Genomic DNA, 18,392 nt, shown 5'->3' on the forward strand with positions numbered 1-18,392 from the left:
TCCAGACTTTTCCTATGCAGTTGTCAAGGTTCTTGCTGAATGCCCATCCTTGCGGACAGGGAATCCAGCATGCTTTCAACCACTCAGGGAATGAAAGCAGGCTGGAATCGTCACCAAGACGTCAGGATCACACCAAAGAAATCTCTCCTTTGCTTCCGTGAGGGCGCTCGTCAGTGTGGAATGGAGGTTAGCGGACTCGAACCGCTGACATCCTGCTTGCAAAGCAGGCGCTCTACCAACTGAGCTAAACCCCCAAACACGAATGGGCCATCCTGGACTTGAACCAGGGACCTCACCCTTATCAGGGGTGCGCTCTAACCACCTGAGCTAATGGCCCAGGAGTTCGACCTCGCGATCGCGTCAAAGTTGTGTCTGACCTGATTGATGATTCAGTATCGCTACCGTTTCATCTTTCAGGTTTCAACACCGCCTCAACAAAAATCGTTGGGGTGTGACCTAGACAAAGTTTAGGAACTGAACCTGCTTGGACGGACATGTTGCCATTCCGCTTCCACAGTTGAGGTACCGATCGACCTAGAGTGACAGGATCATGGCCTGAAAATAAAGTATTCAGACATCACAATCAGTTTGTCTCCCTGTTAGGAGGTGATCCAGCCGCACCTTCCGGTACGGCTACCTTGTTACGACTTCACCCCAGTCATCAGCCCCACCTTCGGCATCCTCCTCCCTTACGGGTTGGAGTAACGACTTCGGGCGTGGCCAACTTCCATGGTGTGACGGGCGGTGTGTACAAGGCCCGGGAACGTATTCACCGCAGTATGCTGACCTGCGATTACTAGCGATTCCTCCTTCACGTAGGCGAGTTGCAGCCTACGATCTGAACTGAGCCACGGTTTATGGGATTTGCTAGCTCTCGCGAGTTTGCTGCCCTTTGTCCGTAGCATTGTAGTACGTGTGTAGCCCAGGATGTAAGGGGCATGATGACTTGACGTCATCCACACCTTCCTCCGGTTTATCACCGGCGGTCTCTCTAGAGTGCCCAACTCAATGCTGGCAACTAAAGACGTGGGTTGCGCTCGTTGCGGGACTTAACCCAACATCTCACGACACGAGCTGACGACAGCCATGCACCACCTGTCACTGCGCTCCCGAAGGCACTCCCTCGTTTCCAAGGGATTCGCAGGATGTCAAACCCTGGTAAGGTTCTTCGCGTTGCATCGAATTAAACCACATACTCCACCGCTTGTGCGGGCCCCCGTCAATTCCTTTGAGTTTCACACTTGCGTGCGTACTCCCCAGGCGGAACACTTAACGCGTTGGCTACGACACCGAGGGGGTCGATTCCCCCGACACCTAGTGTTCATCGTTTACGGCCAGGACTACAGGGGTATCTAATCCCTTTCGCTCCCCTGGCTTTCGTCCATGAGCGTCAGTTATGGCCCAGCAGAGCGCCTTCGCCACTGGTGTTCTTCCCGATATCTACGCATTTCACCGCTACACCGGGAATTCCCTCTGCCCCTACCACACTCTAGCCTTGTAGTTTCCACTGCTGAAATGGAGTTAAGCTCCACGCTTTAACAGCAGACTTTCAAGGCCGCCTGCGGACGCTTTACGCCCAATAATTCCGGATAACGCTTGCCACTCCCGTATTACCGCGGCTGCTGGCACGGAATTAGCCGTGGCTTATTCCTCAAGTACCGTCAGATCTTCTTCCTTGAGAAAAGAGGTTTACAGCCCAGAGGCCTTCATCCCTCACGCGGCGTTGCTCCGTCAGGCTTTCGCCCATTGCGGAAAATTCCCCACTGCTGCCTCCCGTAGGAGTCTGGGCCGTGTCTCAGTCCCAGTGTGGCTGATCATCCTCTCAGACCAGCTACTGATCGAAGCCTTGGTAGGCTCTTACCCCACCAACTAGCTAATCAGACGCGAGCTCATCCTCAGGCGAAATTCATTTCACCTCTCGGCATATGGGGTATTAGCGGCCGTTTCCAGCCGTTATCCCCCTCCTGAGGGCAGATTCTCACGCGTTACTCACCCGTCCGCCACTAACCCGAAGGTTCGTTCGACTTGCATGTGTTAAGCACGCCGCCAGCGTTCATCCTGAGCCAGGATCAAACTCTCCGTAGTAGTCTTCCCCCTTTAAACGTCAGCTCTAAACTTTCGCTTGAGCTTTCATCGCAGAGAAGTTTGTCGCTCACCCAAATCCTGCACTGGCGCACAGTCTTCAGTTGGGACCACCTTTCGACTGACCGAAAGGGTTCGAGAGTGCACACAATTATTTAGCCTTCCTTCTGGACTTCTCCATTTGGATCTCTCCTCATGGTTCTTTCCTTTCGGTTCGCTTCACAATCCCGTGACTTTCCCAGATCTCAGATCCGGTTCGCTTCAGTCACCCACAGCTGGTTTTCACCCAGTTCTGACCCAAGGCGTGAGACCTCAAGGCAGCACCACATCACTGCAGGTTCCCGTCGCTTAAAATGTTTGACGGGACCTCACACCTCTACCGCTCGTTTCGTCATCCTCGACACCGCATCCAACGGGCTTTGACTCCACACTGGCGCCAGCACAAGGCTGGTCCACTGCGAACTCAGAACCGTTCGATCCGATCAGAATGACGCGGTAGAAGCGTCAGTTCCTAAACTTTTCAATTGTCCAGGTGCTGCCTCCACTCCCTTGGCCTCTCGGCTCCGGGTCGTCTCGGCGCGTCGCCTCTCAGCGACTCAGGAAACCTACAACACCGGTGGCTCGCGCCTCCTTCGTCGTAAGCACGCACCCTTCACCCTTCCAGGCAAACGGCACTCGCCCTCAGTGCCTCGCAGCACCGAAGACTCTGCGTTTCCACCGGTGCTCTCGCTCCCGGTGTGCCGCGCAGTCCAAAACCATACCCCATTCACCTTCGATCCCGCAAGCTCCCACTGATGGAGCCGCGGGCAGCTTCAGCCCGCCAGGCTCAGCACCACCAGCACCAGGGCCAGGCAGAGGGTCTGCACGAGAAGATCAATCCAGCAGGGCTTCAGCCCACGGGAGGAATCTCTCCAGACTATCTTCGCTGTCCGCGGCCAGCACCGGATAGTCCTGGGTGGCCTGGTCGCTGCCGATCTTGAGCAACTGGGGCTCCGCATCGAGCCAGCGGAGCGGGCAGGCCAATTCATCCAGCACCAGCCAGGCCGCGGCAAGGTCCCAGAGCTTCGGGGTGGCTTCCAGCGCCGCCACGGTCTGCCCCATGGCCACACTCACCAGGTTGAGGCTCGCGACCCCCAGCAGGCGGATCTTGCCGGGGAAGCGGAGATTCGGCAGCTTCTGCAGCACCCCGATCGATCGACTGCACAGAGACGCGCATCCCGCCGTGCGGGCCTGCAAGGAAGGCGGCTCCAGCCGCTTGCCATTGCGCCAGGCTCCCTCGCCCCGGATCGCCACGATGCGCTGACGCAACGGGGGCACATCCAGCACCGCCAGCACGGGGCGGCCCCGTTCGAATCGGGCCAGCGAAATCGCCCAGTACGGGATGCCCGCAGCAAAGTTTGTGGTGCCATCCAGCGGATCCACAACCCAGAAGCTCGGGGTGTCGGGAACGACCTGACGGCCCTCCTCACTGAGAACTCCATCCTCGGGATAGATCCACTGCAGGCCTTCCACCAGGGTGGCATCGCTCCAGCGATCACACGCCGTGATCAGGGTGCCGTCGGCCTTCAGATCAGAGGCCATGTGCCCGAAATCCCGCCGCTGCCGGTCTGCCACCCGATCGACCAAGGCATCAAGGGCCGGATCCAGGTGGGAGGAGAGGACGGGGGATGCGGTCATCCGAGCTCCAGAGCGAGCACCCTGCTCAGGCTTCGTCCCGTATCTTCCCTGAACTGGCGCAGATTGACGCGACTCAGCAACAGGATGGCGGCAAAGGCCACCAGCGCTTCGATCCCGAAGACCAGCAGGTACGGCGCCAGGGCAGGAGCGCCAGGAAACAGCAACCGACCCAGATCGAGCAGACCACCACCCACCAGCTTGCCCAGGGCACGGGAGAGAGCCTGGGCCAGACCCCAGACCCCCACAAATGTGCCGGCGGCCTGGGGAAGGGTGAGATCGAGCATCAGACAGAGGGCGCTGTTGGTGGCGATGCCGGATGCCAGGCCGAAGATCAGCATCACAACCTTCAGAAAGGCCACCTGGCCCAGCACGCCACTGACCATCAGGAGAAGAAGGCTGAGCAGGATCAGCTGACAGCCAAGCCGGGCCGTGGGCAGCTTGCCCAATCTCGGCACCACCCAGAGTCCCGCCATCACAAGCCCCAGCAGGGTACCGACCCCCCAGAAGGTGGTGAGCAGGGCCGTGGCGGAGATCGGCATGGAGAACACCTCACCCCCGAAGCTCTCGAGGATGGGGTCCTGGATGAACAGAGCCAGGGTGAACAGCACGAGGAAGCCAAAGAACACGGCCACCTGACGGCTGGAGGTGATCAGGGCCCAGGACTGAGCCAGGGTGATGGCATCGTCGCGCGATGACGCCACGCTCTGGGGAAGCCGAGCAGGCTCCATGCCGGCGATGGCCAGCAGGGTGAGGGCCAGCACCACCAGCACCAGACGCTGCATGAATCCGGCCAGGACCGGCTCGAGCACCGAAGGATCGGTGACCCCATCAAGGGAGCGCAGGGAGAGGCGGATCGCGATCGAGGCCACGATGATCCCCACCGTGAGCATGCACCACAGCAGGCTCACCGCACGGGGCCGCTGGCTTTCGGTGGTGCGATCGATCACCAGGGCGAGATAGGGGGTGGTGGCCATGGAGACAGCCAGCCCGTACAGGGCGAACAGACCGGCGATGGCGGCGATCGAAAACCCTGCCGTCAGTCCGATGCCACCGTCGAGCAGGCGGGCGGTATGGAAGACCAGCGGTACTGAAAGCAGGGCGAGAAGGCTGAACAGAACCGCCCCCAGAAGGATGTAGGGCAGTCGGTGGCGACCGGCGATCGGGTGGTTGTCGGAGAGGTGGCCGAACAGCACACGACTGGGCGCCACAAACTGCTCACACGCCAGGGCGCCTCCCACCAGCAGGGCCGGCAAGGCCAGCTCGGTGATCATCACCCGATTCAGCATCCCCACAAACACCGCCGCCATGGCCCCAACGCAGCCCTGGAAGAGGCTCAGCCGGAGCACATCGATCCAACGGAGCGGCGAAAGGGGCGGAGCGGCCGAGGCCATGACTCAGGGGAAACGACTCAATTGACCGGATTGGCGTTGAAGGCACAGGCCGGCTCAAGCGGCTGTGGTTCCACAGGAACGACAATCTCGCCGGTGTTGCTTGGCTTCTCAGCGGGCAGAGCCTGGGGCTTGCAGAGTGCAATCTGATCGAGGCCGGTGCGGCGCCTCATCTCGGCCAGTCTGCGGTTGTAATCGCTGATGGCACTGGCGTAGCGAACTTCGGCGTTGGTGAGGTCGCGCTGGTTATCAACAACTTCCCGCTGGGTCGTCACACCGGCCTGGAAGCGGAGACGGGCCAGGCGAAGGGCCTCCCGAGCGGAGACAACCTCGCGGGTTGTGGTGAGGATATTGCGGTTATTCTTCTGCAGCTCGTAAAAACTGACTTCCACTTCCTGACGAATCGAATCACGCTGCTGAGCGAACCGGAAGCGGCTCTCCTCCGCTACCTGCTTCTGTTGCCGGTAAAGAGCACGAGCGCGGCCCCCATCGAAGAGATTCCAGCTGAGGTTGAGGCCAATGCTGTTATCCACGTTCCAACCGATCTCGTTCGGGATCGGCTGTGTCACAAACTGGTAGCCGCTGGAGCGACCAGCCCGCAACGTATTGACAATGTTGAGGAAGGGCTGGACTTCGCCAAGCTGGGCGTTGGCACGGCTGTTGGCGATCGAGATGTCCAGCAGAGCCTGATCGAGTTCCTCGCGGAAGGCATAAGCCGCAATGATGCTCTCCTGAAGGGACGGTAGCCAGGTGCCGAGCACCCGAGCCGGATCCTTCGCCGTAGGGGTCACGGTCTGGGGAAGATCCAGCAGGGAGGCCAGGGTGCGGCGAGCGATCGACTGGGCGGACAGGGAAGCGGTGAGCAGCTGCTGGTCGCGGGCCAGCTGGGTCTCGGCCTCCAGCACCTCCAGCTTGGTGGCCACACCAGCCTGGAACCGGGCCCGGGCGTCTCTCAGGCTCACCACAGAGGCCCGCACCGACTCCTGGCCGATGCGCACCTGTTCATCGGATTCCTGCAGATCGAAATAGGCCTGTGCCGCCTGCAATCTGAGGTCTCGCAGGCCGATCAGGTACTGGTTCTTGGCCTGCTCAAACTGGTCGCGTGCTGCGGCGATCTGGGGCACCCTGGTGGGGTTGATCAGGGACCAGGTGGCCTGAAGGCTGGCCTCCATGTTCCAGATGCTGGTAATTGTGTTGCCCCTCTCCTCGCCCGTGCCGGTGATGCTGGAGCTGTACTGCTGGCCGCCGGTGTAGGTGGGCAGGGCGCCGGCGTTGAGGTTGAGATTCGGGTACCACAGAGCGATCTGGGCGCGCAGATTCGACTGGGCCTGCTCCACCTGGCTGGCCAGGGCCTTGAGGTTGGGATTGTTGACCTCCGCCAGCTGCTCCACGTCGCCGAGTCCGAGGGGCCGGAGCTCGTTGATGCGGACCTGATCGGTCTTGATCGGCAGGCCGAGGGATTCAGGGGCCGCCAGGGGCTGAAGGGCCGGATCAAGGGTGGTCGCGGCCGGAGGCAAGACAGAGGGATCGGACTTGGGCCGCGGACCCTTGACATCCGGTGCCAGCGGCAGGGGCTCGGGCTGGGCTTGAACCACCGGATCGCCTGTCTGTTCGGACGGAACGGTGTCAACGGCCGAAACAGGCTCCGCAGCCAGCGCAGCATCCGTCGCAGACCCCGGGGGACTCCCACCAGCAGCGATCGAGGTCGAGGGCGGTGCAGCCGCCGCAGACTGTGACTCCGCATCCGCCACCGAAGCCCCTGCAGGGAGGCCTACAATCGCGATGAGAACTGCACGCAGGAACAAGGAGCGCGTCACGCCGTCTGTCCAATCCAATCCGTCGGCCGCAGCTTAAGCAGCTCCCACCGGATTGCCGAGGCAGACAGACACCAGATCGTCCACCCCTTCCAGCAGATGGACCGGCACCGGCAGCCGGGCCGACAGCTCATCAAGGGTCATGTCATCGAGGAAGACCGGCTCGCCCTGGCGCAGCATCACCCTCGGCAGCAGCAGCGCCTGGCCCAGAAGACGATCCGCCACGCCGTCGAGCAGATCCGAGCCGGTGAGCAGCCCGGTGACCACCTGATCCTGGCCCCAGTAGGGGCTGGGGAGGCCGTGCAAGGTCAGAGTGAGCCCCGCGACGGCATTGAGCCGCTCCACCACCGGCTGCAGGGCCTCGGCCACGAGCTTGCCCACCACCCAGCTGTAGTGACGGGCGGGGGTCACCGCCGCCGGCAGGGCCGTGGTGGCGGCATCGAGCTGCTCAAGAAAAGCGCGGATACTGCCGACGCCGTTTTCCTGTTGGGGCAGATCTTCGTAGGTGGCCCTTGGCGGCAGGGGCAAGCCGGCGATCAGATACCACTCATCCGAGAGCCAGGCAAAGCGGCTGCCCAGCCGGCCGGCGAACTCGCGCTGCAGGGGCTCCAGCCGCTCGATCACAGCCCGGGCACAGGCCCGATCCACCGGCACGAGCGAATCCCCAGCCGGCCGAAAGCGGGTCAACCCCACCGGCACAACAGCGGCGGAGAGCACGGCAGGCCAGTCGCCGGCGGCGAAACCAGCCAGATCCCGCAGGGTGCGCTCCAGGGCATCGCCATCGTTGAGACCAGGGCAGACCACCACCTGGGCGTGGATCTGCAACTGCCGCTCGGCAAACCAGCTCAGCTGCTGCGGCAGCAGAGCGGCGCGAGGATTGATCAGCAGGCGACTGCGCAGCTCCGGATCGGTGGCATGAACCGAGACGTAGAGAGGCGAGAGGCGCTGCTGCTCGATCCGCTGCCAATCAGCGGCCGTGAGGTTGGTGAGCGTCAGATAGGAGCCGTAAAGAAAGCTGAGCCGGTAGTCGTCGTCCTTGAGATAGAGGCTGTCGCGCCGGCCTGGCGGCTGCTGATCGATGAAGCAGAAGGGGCAGTGGTTATTGCACTGGCGCAGGCCATCGAACAGCGCTTCGGTGAAGCCCAGGCCCAGCCCCTCGTCGGCGTCCTTCTCCAACTCCACGAGATGTCTGGTTCCATCGGGATCGAGCACCTCAAGGGCCAGGTCCTCGTCACCGCAGAGAAACTGCACATCGATCAGATCCCGCGGCCGAACCCCGTTGATGCTGACCAGGCGATCCCCCGGCTGGAAGCCAAGCTCCTCGGCAATCGAGCCGGGCTCGACGCTGGCCACCTCCGCAGGCATCGGCTGGCGGCCCGGAATCCCGCCGATCTCACCGGCGACACCTGCAGGCTCTCGCTCCCTGGCCGCCGCAGTGGCCTCGGCACTCAGTTCAGTCCACACGACTCAATCCAGGGGGTAGGGGTCAGAAGGTTGGGGCAGCGGAGCAAACCTGCCCCAGAGAGCAGTGTTCAGAAACCGGAGCGAGACACCCACTGCAGCAGAAACAGACCGAACAGCAGCCGATACCCCACGAAAATCCAGGTGCTGTGGCGCTGCAGGAAACGCAGCAACCAGGCGATCGCCAACCAGGAGACCAGGGCCGCCGAGAGAATGCCCAGCAGCATCGGCACCAGACCGCCACCGGCCGGCGCCGACAGGGCGCCCTTGATCTCGGCCAGGCCCGCCAGGGTGATGGCCGGGATGCCGAGCAGGAAGGAAAAGCGCGCGGCGGCAGGCCTCTGCCAGCCATCGAACAGGGCGGCAGTGAGAGTGCTGCCGGAGCGGGAGACACCGGGAATCAACGCCAGGGCCTGGGCAAGTCCCACCACGAGACCATCGCGGGGGAAGGTGTCGTCGATGGTGCGGCGGCGGCGGCCGAGCAGCTCGGCCAGGGCGAGCAGCAGGGCCATCACGATCGAAACGATGGCGATCGAGGGAAGGCTGCGCAGCACGGATGTCTCGTAGCCCGGCCAGAAGCGCTTGATCGAGAGACCCGCCACAACGATCGGCACGGTGCCGACCAGAATCGCCACCCCCAGTCGAGCGGAAGGATCGCTCCAATCGCGGCGGCGGCTGGCCTCGACCATTCCAAGGACCACGGTCCGGAGGTCATCGCGGAAGTAGGCGAGCACCGCCGCGATGCTGCCGAGCTGAATCACCGCCGTGACGGCGACACCGGGATCTCCCCAGCCCAGCAGGACAGGAACCACCTTGAGATGGGCGGTGCTGCTGATCGGCAGAAATTCCGTGAGTCCCTGCACCACCCCGAGCACCAGCGCATGCCAGCAGGCGGTCCAGAGGTCGAGGGCGCCGGCCCCGGCGGGGTCGACAGCGACGCCGAAGGGCATGCCGCCGAAAGCCATGCCGGAGAAGGCCATGCAGGAAGACGAGCACCAATGCCGACCCTATGGCGGCCAGCAGCCCCTCACCGGGGGCGGCTTCACCTTTAAGGTTGGCCAACTTTCTTCACATCCTTGGTGATCGGGGTTCCCTCCAGCCTGCAATCCCCCTCCGGCGTAGGTCCCCTCAGCCTGAGCCCGTTGCTGCGGAATCTGGAGCGCCCCGAGCCACGGAGGCCTGGTCTGGCTTCCATCCAGGCCACGTCTGCGCCCTGGCTGGCGGCCCTGCTGGTGAGTCTGCCAGTGTTTCTGCAGGCTCCCTGGGTGCGTGTCGCCCCGGCCAGCTCGGCCCTGTTCACCGGCGTCCTGCTCCTTGTGGGACTCGTACTGGAACGTCAGGCGCAGGAACGATCGAGCCAGGCCGGCGCCCTGCTGGTGGGGTTCAGCGGCAGCTGGCTGGCCGGCTCCCTGTTCTGGGGCTGGTGCCGCCTCCACCCGCTCTGGCATCTGCCGATTGAGGCCTTCGCCCTGCCGCTGGCCCTGACCGGCCTGGCCGGTCGCTGGCGGCTGGCCTGTGCCTTCTATCTCGGATCCCTGCTCGGCACCGCCGCCACCGATGCCGTGATGGCCCTGACGGGAGTCATGGCCCACTGGACGATCGTGCTGCAGGCCAGTCCGGAGCAGGCCCCGCTGCTGCTCCAGGACGCAGCACGCCAGGTGCTTCAGCCACTGCCCCTCTGCACTGTGCTGCTGGCGGCCGTTGCGATCGGGTTGCTTTGCCGTCAGATCTGGCAGCGGGGCACGGCCTGGCGAGTGGCCGCCTCCAGCCTGCTCACCACGCTGGTGGTTGATGGGCTGTTTCTGTTGGCGGCGCTGCTCGCCCCCCATGTCTCGGGTCTGGTCTGAGCCGGCTGGCCCCAGGCCTCCGGCGCCAGGCAAAGCTGAAGTTCTGCAAAAGCCACCGGCCCCATCGGGGTTGGCGGAAGGAGAGATCTGTAACGTTGTTGGCCTGGTGGCTTTCTGTCGCCTCAGGTCCCGGATTCAATGTCCCGTATTCAACGGAGAGTGGAGATGAAACGGCTGGTTGCCTGGCTGATGGGCGGGGTTGCCATGATCGGGCTGATGGCTTCGCTGGTGCTGCCCCCTGCAGCCTGGGCCGATGAGCTGCGCAATGTGGCCGACGACAAGATCGCCGAGTCTGCAGGCAAAGTTGATCTCAACAATGCTTCAGTGCGCCGCTTCCAGCAGTATCCCGGCATGTATCCGACCCTGGCTGGCAAAATCGTGTTGGGAGGTCCCTACGAGAGCGTCGACGACGTTCTTCAGCTGGATCTGACCGAACGCCAGAAGGAACTGTTCGACAAGTACAAGGACAACTTCACCGTGACCCCGCCCTCGATCGCCTTGAATGAAGGCTTCGATCGCATCAATGACGGCGTCTACCGCTGAGCCTTACCATCAGCCTCAGGTGAAAGCCGTCGGGCCCTCCCGGCGGCTTTTTTCATGGGCGATGCCGTGACGCAAGCAGACGATTCGAGCGAGCGGTCGCCCTTCCAACGCTCCTGGGACGTGGTCGTGGTCGGCAGCGGCGCCGCCGGCCTGATGGCCTGCCTGGAATTGCCGCCTGAGCTGAGGGTGCTGCTGCTCAGTAAAGACAGCGAGCCCCGCTCCGCCAGCCGCTGGGCCCAGGGTGGAATCGCCGCCGTGACCCGGCCGGATGACAGCTTCGCCAGTCACATCGCCGACACCCTGAAGGCCGGTGCCGGCCTCTGTGATCCCGCGGCGGTGGAGCTGCTGGTGCGCCAGGCCCCAGCCTGCGTCGAACGCCTGCTCAGCCTGGACATGGCCTTCGACCGCCATGGCGCCGAGCTCAGCACCACCCTGGAGGCCGCCCACAGCCATCGGCGCGTGCTGCATGCCCAGGACCGCACCGGTGGCGCCCTGGTGGAAGCCCTGGAGCGGAGGGCCCTGCAGCGACCGGGGCTCTGCTGCCTCAAAGGAGCCGTGGCGCTGCAGCTATGGGTTTCCGCCGGCCGATGCCGGGGGCTGCAGGTCCTGCACCAGCAGGAGCTGGGCTGGATCCGCAGCGGGGCTGTGGTGCTGGCCTGTGGCGGCGGTGGCCACCTGTTTGCCCACACCACCAACCCGTCGCAGTCGAGTGGCGATGGCGTCGCCATGGCCTGGCGGGCCGGGGCGGAACTGCGGGACCTGGAGTTCGTGCAGTTCCACCCCACCGCCCTGATGCTGCCGGATGCTCCCCACTTCCTGATCTCGGAGGCCGTCCGTGGCGAAGGGGGCCGGCTGCTCGATGGCGCTGGGGCCAGTCCGGTGGCCGGGCTCAGTGGCGGCGATCTGGCCCCGCGCGACCAGGTGAGCCGCGCTCTGGCCAGGCGGATGCGGGAGCTGCGCACCGACCATCTCTGGCTGGATCTACGCCCAGTGGGCGGCGAACGGTTGGAACGACAGTTCCCCACGATTCTGCGGCGCTGCCGCGAACTGGGCCTGGAGCCGACCCGGAACCCGATCCCCGTGGCGCCGGCCGCCCACTACTGGATGGGAGGCGTGGCCACCGACCTGGAGGCCGCCACCAGCCTGCCCGGGCTCTATGCGGTGGGAGAGGTGGCCTGCACCGGCGTCCACGGCGCCAACCGCCTGGCCAGCAATTCCCTGATGGAATGCCTGGTGTTTGCCCGGCAGCTGAGGCAACTCCAGCCCGCGGATTCAGACGGGGCCACGGCCCCGATCACCGCCCATGGGCGCCGGTTCAGCCTGGAAGCCTTGGCACCAGGGTTGACGCTGCCCGATCCGGATGTGTTGCGAGCGCGCATCCAGGCACTGCGGAGGCTCTGCTGGCAGGAGGCCGGGGTGGAGCGCAGCGGCAGCGGTCTCCGACGCGCCCTGGCCTGGGTGCAGGAACGGGCCGGGCTCTGGCCCTCCGGCTCCCTGGATGGGCGCTTGGCCCATCTGGAGCCAGGCGATCGGCTCGGCCTCGAACCGAGTGCCGCTGCCGCCCTGCAGCGTGGCCAGAACCTGCAGCAGCGGCTGGTGCTGGCCGAACGCCTGATCGAGGCGGCCCTGTTTCGCCAGGAAAGCCGTGGCGGCCACTTCCGCACCGATGTTCCTGCGCCCCAGCCCTTCTGGCAACGCCACAGCGTCCAGAGGTTGGGGCATCCGGTGCAGACAGCTCCGGTGGGGCAGCTGGTGAATCCCGTCAACGTGGACAGCGGAGCTGCACAGGACCGGTGAGCACGTGGATGCCCCAGCAGGCAGGCCATCGCACTGAGCTGAAGCCTAGAAACGCAGCCCTGAACCTCAGACGACTGAAGGCGCTGTTCATCCAGACGGATTCAGCCCCTGATCAGCTCGAGAAACCGCTGATCAGTTTGAGCTGCTCCAGCGACTTGACACCGGAATCGAGCTTGCCCTTGATCTCCCAGCTGGGGAAACCTTCCAGATTCTTGCTGTCGCACAGCTCCTTCTGACTGTTCTTGCCATCGGCGGCGCATTCGATCACCTTCAGCTTGGTGGTGGCCTCCTTGCCGAACAGCTCCTTCTGCTCATGGCAATGGGGGCACCAGTAGGCGGAGTACATCACGGCGCCCGTGGCGGTGAGATGTTCAGCCAGGGCAATGGACTCCGGCGTGCTGGCGGCGATGACGGCTGGCGGAGTGCCACGGGTGTCGACGGCGGCGGGCCGATCCACAGACGCCGCCCAGCCCAGGCCCACCAGGGCCACGACCAGGGCCACCAGCACCCCACGGAAGAGCAGCTGGCCCCGGTCTTCCCAGCCCCCCTGCAGCAGGCTGAAGACGCACAGAGCCAGGCTGAGGCTGGCCGACAGCAGACAGAAAAAGCAGAAAGCCTGGATCTTGAACACCATCAGCCCCAGCAACAGCAGGCTGAACACCGCCATGCCCGTGGCGATCAGGAACAGTCCCCAGCGACCGACCGGCAATAACCGGCTCCGCAGATCGCCGCGCAGCACCAACGCCAGCACCGCCAGCACCAGCACGCTGGAATAGGCGAGGAAGCCCAGCAATGACAGGGGCTGACCCAGCACGGTGCCCCAGGCGCTGTTGAGCACCTTGTCGCAACCCTCGGCGCCCCCCGGGCAAACCAAAGGTCCGAGCAGCCCCCACCGCTTCAGGGTGATGGAGCCGGTATCGATCACGCCAACGGTGGCCAGCACGGCCATCACCACCCACACCCAGCGCCGGCTGGGCTCGCTGGGCCGCCGGCTGCTGAGGCGACTGCTGAGAAGACTCGACGTCACGGGGGCAGAAAGCGCTGACGGAATTGTGGCAGTCCTCTGGCGACGCGCCGAAGGCCCCTGACACCCTCTGCCATTGCATAGGGTGGTGGATTGGCCCATCTCTCACCCATCCGGCCCACCCTGAACCCAGCGACCTCCATGTCCCCGCCAAGCCAGTCCAGCCGGAAGACCGTGGCCTTCGCCCACCTGGGCTGCGAGAAGAACCGGGTGGATACCGAGCACATGCTCGGCCTGCTGGCCCAGGCCGGCTACGGCGTGAGTGCCGATGAAAGCGAGGCCAGCGTGGTGGTGGTCAACACCTGCAGTTTCATCCAGGACGCCCGCGAGGAATCGGTGCGCACCCTGGTGGAACTGGCGGAACAGGGCAAGGAACTGATCATCGCCGGCTGCCTGGCCCAGCACTTCCAGGAGGAACTGCTCGAGAGCCTGCCGGAGGCCAAAGCGATTGTGGGCACCGGCGACTATCAGCACATCGTCAGCGTGCTGGAGCGGGTGGAAGCCGGCGAGCGGGTGAACCAGGTGAGCGCCGTCCCCACCTTCGTGGGTGATGAACATCTGCCCCGCTACCGCACCACCTCCGAGGCGGTGGCCTACCTCAAGGTGGCGGAGGGCTGCGACTACCGCTGCGCCTTCTGCATCATCCCGAAGCTGCGCGGCGACCAGCGGTCGCGGCCGATCGAATCGATCGTGGCCGAGGCCCGGCAGCTGGCCGCTCAGGGGGTGCAGGAGCTGGTGCTGATCAGCCAGATCACCACCAATTACGGCCTGGATCTCTACGGCAAACCCCAGCTGGCCGAGCTGCTGCGGGCCCTGGGCGAGGTGGAGATCCCCTGGATCCGGGTGCACTACGCCTATCCCACCGGCCTCACCCCCGAGGTGCTGGCGGCCTACCGGGAGGTTCCCAACGTGCTGCCCTACCTGGATCTGCCACTGCAGCACAGCCACCCGGAGGTGCTGCGGGCGATGAATCGCCCCTGGCAGGCCGATGTGACCGCGGGCCTGCTGCAACGGATCCGCGAGCAGCTGCCCGAAGCCGTTCTGCGCACCACCTTCATCGTGGGCTTCCCCGGTGAAACCGAGGAACAGTTCCAGCACCTGCTCGACTTTGTGGCCGCGCAACGCTTTGACCACGTGGGCGTGTTCACCTTCTCCCCTGAGGAGGGCACCGCCGCCGCGTCCCTGCCCAACCCGGTGCCTCCCGAGCTTGCCCAGGAGCGCAAGGACCGGCTGATGGCCCTGCAGCAACCGATCTCTGCCGAGCGCAATGCCGCCTGGGTGGGCCGGATCGTGGACGTGCTGATCGAGCAGGAGAATCCATCCACCGGTGAGATGCTTGGCCGCTGCGCCCGCTACGCCCCCGAGGTGGACGGCGAGGTGCGGGTGAGGCCAGGCGTGGGGGGTCTGTGCGCCGCTCCGGGAACCATGGTGCCGGTCCGGATCACCGCGGCAGACATCTACGACCTGGAGGGCGAAGTTGTAGGAGCCAGGGCCATGGTGGGCGACGCCCTCGCCGCCCACCGGAGCGGCGCTTGAGCCTTAGGGAGAGCTCCAGCCAGGCCCCCCGGGCCGTTCTTCCGGCGGCGAGCCGGGCGTCCGGGCGGCCCCCTGAGCCCCCGGGACACGATCCAGCTGGCCTGCTGGAGACGCTGCACCGCCATCAGCGCACCACCTTCCTGATCGCCTCGGGCGTGAGCACCGCCGGATCCTTTGCCGGGATCACCGCCAAGGGCTGGATCCTGATGCACGGCACCGGCAACCCCATGGTGCTGGCCCTGCATTTCGCCGTGCTGGCCCTGCCCAGCCTGCTGGTGAGCGGGCCGGCCGGGGTGCTCACCGATCGGCTCGGCTGCGAAACGGTGCTGATCCGCGCCCAGTGGGGACTGTTTCTGGCCGGCACCCTCGGCGCCCTGGCGATTCCGCTGCAGACCGGCACGATGCAGGTGGTGCTGCTGATGCTCAGCACCATGCTGGCCGGAATCGCCAGTTCCTTCGAACTCACGGCCCGCAACAAGTACTGCGCCCTCGTGGTCGACCATCCCGGCCAGCTGGCCCGCTACATCACCAGTTTCTCGGTGGTGTTCAACGTGGGCAAGCTGGTGGGCCCGCCCGTGGGGGGCTGGCTGGTGGCGGCCACCGGCCCCCTGGCGGCCCTGACCATCGATGCCGCCACCTACCTGCTGCCGATTGCGACCGTTGTCTGGCTGCTGCGGCCCAACCGGGCGATGGAACAGCGCAGCCGACCGGGTCAGAAAGCCAGCCTGATCAGCGCGTGGAAGGACTGCGGCCGTCCCCTGCGGCACGTGCTCGGCTTCACCGCCCTGGCCTGCCTGGCGGGCTTCTTCCACCCTGGCCTGGCCCCCTTGATGGCAGCGGAGATCCTCGGCCCATCACCCCAGGCCCTGGGCCTGTTCACCAGCGTGCTGGCGGCCGGCAGCATCTGCGGAGGGGTGGTGCTGCAGCGGAACAGCAGCTGGCTCAGCCAACGCCCCGCCCTGCTGATGGGGGCGTGTGTGCTGGCCACCGGAGCGGCCCAGGTGGGCATGGGCGTCAGCACATCCACCGGCTTTGCACTGGCCATGGCGTGGGTGATCGGCGCCGGGACCGCATCGCTGCTGGCCGGGGTGAATCTGATCAGCCAGGTGGGCAGCCCGATGGTGCTGCGCGGCCGGATGGCCGGCCTGGGTCAGATCGCCTTCCTCGGTGGCGGCGGCCTCAGCGGGCTGATCGCCGCCGGATTGTCGATGACCATCGGGCTGGCCGCCACCTTTGCCTGGCTGGGTGGCATCGGCGTGCTGCTGGGGCTCTGGGAACTGACCCAGCGCGCCGGCCTGCGCATTCCACCACCCGTCGATTGACGCGCAGGGTTGGCGTGCTGGGTTCAGCTCAGGCGGATCAGATCAGCCGGATGCCGCGCAGCACCACGGCGGCGATGAACGCGGCAGCAAGGCCACCACCGACCAGACCCAGATAGATTGCCGCACCCATGGCCGTGATTGAAGCGTTTGGGTGCCATTACAGCAGAAGGCCCGAGATCGGCGCTCCCAGCTGGATGCACCTAGGGTGGCCAGCACCATTGACCAGGCGACCCGGACGCCGACTGCGCAAGCACCTTTTCCACACCTCCCTCCCCCCCGAGCATGCGCACCCTGTTCATCTACCCGGAATTTCCCAAAACCTTCTGGAGCTACGAGAAGATTCTCGAGCTGGTGAATCGCAAGGTGCTGCTGCCCCCCCTGGGCATGGTCACCGTGGCAGCCCTGCTCCCCCAGACGTGGGAGATGAAGCTGGTCGACCGCAATGTGCGCGAGGTGAGCGAGGCTGAATGGGCCTGGGCTGAACTGGTGATCATCTCCGGGATGATCGTCCAGAAGGCGGACATGGCCGCCCAGATCGCCAAGGCCAAGGCCCGGGGACTGCCCGTGGCGGTTGGCGGGCCCTTTGCGAGCTCCACTCCGGATGCACCCGAGCTGCAGCTGGCCGACTACAAGGTGCTGGATGAAGGTGAGATCACCCTGCCTCTGTTCATCGAAGCGATCGAGCGGGGTGAATCCAGAGGTCGCTTCAGCTCCGAGGGGGAAAAGCCGGATGTGACGGGCACGCCGATTCCCCGCTTCGACCTGCTCGAGCTCGATGCCTACGACTCGATGAGCGTTCAGTTCTCGCGGGGCTGTCCGTTCCAGTGCGAGTTCTGCGACATCATCGTGCTTTACGGCCGCAAGCCGCGCACCAAAACACCGCAGCAGCTGATCGCCGAGCTCCAATATCTCTACGACCTGGGTTGGCGCCGCTCCATCTTCCTGGTGGACGACAACTTCATCGGCAACAAGCGCAACGCCAAGCTGCTCTTGCCTGCTCTGAAGCAGTGGCAGATCGAGCATGGCTATCCCTTCAGCTTTGCCACTGAAGCGTCGGTCGACCTGGCCTCAGACGACGAAATGATGCTGATGATGGCCGAATCCCGCTTCGATTCGGTGTTCCTCGGCATCGAAACCCCCGATGAGGCCAGCCTCTCGATCGCCGGCAAGCACCAGAACACCCGCAGTTCCCTGGAGGAATCCGTCGACCGGATCACGTCCTACGGCATCCGGGTGATGGCAGGGTTCATCATCGGCTTCGACGGTGAGAAGAAGGGCGCAGGCGATCGGATCGTGACGTTCGTGAGCCGCACCGGCATCCCCGCCGCGATGATGGGCATGTTGCAGGCCCTGCCCAATACCGGGCTCTGGCATCGCCTTGAGAAGGAAAATCGGCTGATCCAGGAAAAGGCCGACGCCAAGGGCGTGAACCAGACCAATCTGCTCAACTTCGTGCCCACCCGGCCGATCCGCGACATCGCCAACGAATATGTGGATGCGTTCTGCCGTCTCTACGAGCCGAACGCCTACATCGATCGGGTGACGCATTACTACACCAAGGTGGGCAAACCACGCTGGCAGCAATATGTGAAGGCCGCAGCCTTCGGCAAGGCCTCCCTCCCCACCTGGACCGATGTGCGTGCCCTGCTGATCGTGATCTGGCGTCAGGGCTTTCAGCGGGACACCCGCTTCCGTTTCTGGCGCTCCATTGTCAAGATCGCCCGCTGCAACCCGGACAACCTCGAACAGTTCCTCGTCACCCTGGCCCACAACGAGCACTTCCAGGAATATCGCGAGGTGGTGACTCGGGAAATTCAGGACCAGCTCTCGGCCCTTCCCCCCGAACCGCCGCGCAGCCAGGTGGCCGATCGTCAGCTGCAGCCTGCTTGAAGACAGCAGTG

General features: G+C 64.6%; 13 protein-coding genes, 2 tRNA genes and 1 rRNA gene. 6 read left to right on the top strand and 10 right to left on the bottom strand.

Annotated elements, in window-relative coordinates; genetic code table 11:
* Positions 1–181: 181 nt before the first annotated feature.
* The 8 genes from H8F24_RS02195 to H8F24_RS02230 all read right to left on the bottom strand — a co-directional run bounded on the left by H8F24_RS02195 (position 182) and on the right by H8F24_RS02230 (position 9,372).
* A tRNA-Ala gene (locus tag H8F24_RS02195) sits at positions 182–254 on the bottom strand.
* 9 nt (positions 255–263) lie between these two features.
* Positions 264–337, bottom strand: a tRNA-Ile gene (locus H8F24_RS02200).
* Positions 338–599: 262 nt separating this feature from the next.
* Positions 600–2,085: ribosomal RNA gene (locus H8F24_RS02205) — 16S ribosomal RNA — on the bottom strand.
* A gap of 870 nt (positions 2,086–2,955) precedes the next feature.
* Positions 2,956–3,759: an inositol monophosphatase family protein gene (locus H8F24_RS02210; RefSeq protein WP_197170769.1), complete on the bottom strand. Its 804-nt coding sequence runs from the start codon at positions 3,757–3,759 to the stop codon at positions 2,956–2,958.
* The gene (locus H8F24_RS02215) at positions 3,756–5,150 is read right to left on the bottom strand and encodes a BCD family MFS transporter (protein WP_197158632.1); all 1,395 of its coding nucleotides are present in this window, start codon (positions 5,148–5,150) and stop codon (positions 3,756–3,758) included. Before H8F24_RS02215 ends, H8F24_RS02210 begins: the two co-directional genes overlap by 4 nt.
* A 17-nt stretch (positions 5,151–5,167) precedes the next feature.
* Positions 5,168–6,742, bottom strand: a complete 1,575-nt coding sequence (locus H8F24_RS02220) for a TolC family protein (protein WP_231598041.1) — start codon at positions 6,740–6,742, stop codon at positions 5,168–5,170.
* Positions 6,743–6,997: 255 nt separating this feature from the next.
* Positions 6,998–8,425, bottom strand: a complete 1,428-nt coding sequence (locus H8F24_RS02225) for a TIGR03279 family radical SAM protein (protein ID WP_370594785.1) — start codon at positions 8,423–8,425, stop codon at positions 6,998–7,000.
* A 68-nt stretch (positions 8,426–8,493) separates the two neighbouring features.
* Positions 8,494–9,372 carry an undecaprenyl-diphosphate phosphatase gene (locus tag H8F24_RS02230; protein WP_197171926.1) on the bottom strand — a complete coding sequence of 293 codons (879 nt, stop codon included), beginning with the start codon at positions 9,370–9,372 and terminating at the stop codon, positions 8,494–8,496.
* A 234-nt stretch (positions 9,373–9,606) separates the two neighbouring features.
* Here H8F24_RS02230 and H8F24_RS02235 point away from each other — a divergent pair, with 234 nt between their 5' ends.
* The 3 genes from H8F24_RS02235 (at position 9,607) to nadB (ending at position 12,609) form a co-directional block, all read left to right on the top strand.
* Positions 9,607–10,269 (top strand): DUF3120 domain-containing protein, encoded by a 663-nt coding sequence (locus H8F24_RS02235; protein WP_231598207.1) that lies wholly within the window; start codon positions 9,607–9,609, stop codon positions 10,267–10,269.
* Positions 10,270–10,434: 165 nt separating this feature from the next.
* Complete coding sequence (gene psbU, locus H8F24_RS02240) at positions 10,435–10,812, top strand: photosystem II complex extrinsic protein PsbU (RefSeq protein ID WP_197158631.1); 378 nt, start codon at positions 10,435–10,437, stop codon at positions 10,810–10,812.
* Between the two features lie 153 nt (positions 10,813–10,965).
* Positions 10,966–12,609, top strand: coding sequence for an L-aspartate oxidase (nadB, locus tag H8F24_RS02245; RefSeq protein WP_231598208.1), 1,644 nt, complete (start codon positions 10,966–10,968; stop codon positions 12,607–12,609).
* Positions 12,610–12,721: 112 nt separating this feature from the next.
* Here the strand turns inward: nadB and H8F24_RS02250 are convergent, their stop codons facing one another.
* Entirely contained in the window at positions 12,722–13,636 is a 915-nt protein-coding gene (locus H8F24_RS02250; RefSeq protein WP_231598042.1) for a vitamin K epoxide reductase family protein, read from the bottom strand.
* A gap of 138 nt (positions 13,637–13,774) precedes the next feature.
* Here H8F24_RS02250 and rimO point away from each other — a divergent pair, with 138 nt between their 5' ends.
* A complete protein-coding gene (rimO, locus tag H8F24_RS02255) occupies positions 13,775–15,169 on the top strand; it encodes a 30S ribosomal protein S12 methylthiotransferase RimO (protein WP_197158628.1) in 1,395 nt (464 codons plus the stop codon).
* A 101-nt stretch (positions 15,170–15,270) separates the two neighbouring features.
* The gene (locus H8F24_RS02260; protein WP_197159063.1) at positions 15,271–16,491 is read left to right on the top strand and encodes an MFS transporter; all 1,221 of its coding nucleotides are present in this window, start codon (positions 15,271–15,273) and stop codon (positions 16,489–16,491) included.
* Between the two features lie 37 nt (positions 16,492–16,528).
* On the opposite strand, the gene H8F24_RS02265 is transcribed toward H8F24_RS02260, so the two are convergent.
* Positions 16,529–16,621, bottom strand: a complete 93-nt coding sequence (locus tag H8F24_RS02265; protein WP_197158627.1) for a cytochrome B6 — start codon at positions 16,619–16,621, stop codon at positions 16,529–16,531.
* 152 nt (positions 16,622–16,773) lie between these two features.
* Here H8F24_RS02265 and H8F24_RS02270 point away from each other — a divergent pair, with 152 nt between their 5' ends.
* Positions 16,774–18,381 carry a B12-binding domain-containing radical SAM protein gene (locus tag H8F24_RS02270; RefSeq protein WP_197158626.1) on the top strand — a complete coding sequence of 536 codons (1,608 nt, stop codon included), beginning with the start codon at positions 16,774–16,776 and terminating at the stop codon, positions 18,379–18,381.
* Positions 18,382–18,392 lie beyond the last annotated feature (11 nt).

Origin of the sequence: Synechococcus sp. CBW1002, assembly GCF_015840915.1 — a bacterium.
Lineage (GTDB): Bacteria > Cyanobacteriota > Cyanobacteriia > PCC-6307 > Cyanobiaceae > CBW1002.

Coding starts and splice junctions, on each gene's coding strand:
- H8F24_RS02210 (WP_197170769.1), bottom strand. CDS start 3,759: ATGACCGCATCCCCCGTCCTCTCCTCCCACCTGGATCCGGCCCTTGAT.
- H8F24_RS02215 (WP_197158632.1), bottom strand. CDS start 5,150: ATGGCCTCGGCCGCTCCGCCCCTTTCGCCGCTCCGTTGGATCGATGTG.
- H8F24_RS02230 (WP_197171926.1), bottom strand. CDS start 9,372: ATGCCCTTCGGCGTCGCTGTCGACCCCGCCGGGGCCGGCGCCCTCGAC.
- psbU (WP_197158631.1), top strand. CDS start 10,435: ATGAAACGGCTGGTTGCCTGGCTGATGGGCGGGGTTGCCATGATCGGG.
- nadB (WP_231598208.1), top strand. CDS start 10,966: ATGGCCTGCCTGGAATTGCCGCCTGAGCTGAGGGTGCTGCTGCTCAGT.
- rimO (WP_197158628.1), top strand. CDS start 13,775: ATGTCCCCGCCAAGCCAGTCCAGCCGGAAGACCGTGGCCTTCGCCCAC.
- H8F24_RS02265 (WP_197158627.1), bottom strand. CDS start 16,621: ATGGGTGCGGCAATCTATCTGGGTCTGGTCGGTGGTGGCCTTGCTGCC.
- H8F24_RS02270 (WP_197158626.1), top strand. CDS start 16,774: ATGCGCACCCTGTTCATCTACCCGGAATTTCCCAAAACCTTCTGGAGC.